At 41.5% G+C, this 550-nt stretch carries 1 protein-coding gene; it reads right to left on the minus strand.

Annotated elements, in window-relative coordinates; genetic code table 11:
• Positions 1–550: phage tail tube protein (locus R5R67_RS19540; RefSeq protein WP_318755215.1), on the minus strand; the 550-nt coding region annotated here is incomplete at both ends.

Below are 550 nucleotides of genomic sequence, written 5' to 3' on the forward strand. Positions count from 1 at the left end.
ATTGTTATTAACTGAAAGCGTAAGCGATTGCATGCACGCTTTACCTTGAATTGATTGACCATTAATAAGTAAGTTTTCCACGTTTGGCATGCTGACCAATGGACGTGTTGAAGCAGCAATAGGGTTTACAACCGGACTTGTAGTCTGTCGAGTGAATGAACTCCCTACCAGACCAAAGTTACCGGTGATTTTCCCGGTTGTTTGAATAGTGATTTCACCGGTATTTACCTGTACACCACGGTAGATAAACACCTGTCCAATATCTTCAAAAACTTTAACCAGCGTTAATGACTTACGTACAGCACCTCCAATGGTTAAGCTATTCGTTGCCCAGTTATTAAAAGCTAATGCACTTAGGAATAAATCAAACGTACCAAGTGACAATTCAAATTCTAACTGACCAGCTACTTCAGCTTCAGTAACTACACCGCCTTGACGATAGCGTGAGTCTACAACCTCGCTACTTTCTTCAGTTGAGACATTTTCTGATAAGCCATCACTTACACGGCGAATTGTGTACCAAATTGGGTTTGCTGGAGTCGTCCCTAAT

This window comes from Acinetobacter sp. OYA S30, from assembly GCF_033599315.1.
In the GTDB taxonomy this organism is placed as follows: Bacteria; Pseudomonadota; Gammaproteobacteria; order Pseudomonadales; family Moraxellaceae; genus Acinetobacter; species Acinetobacter baumannii.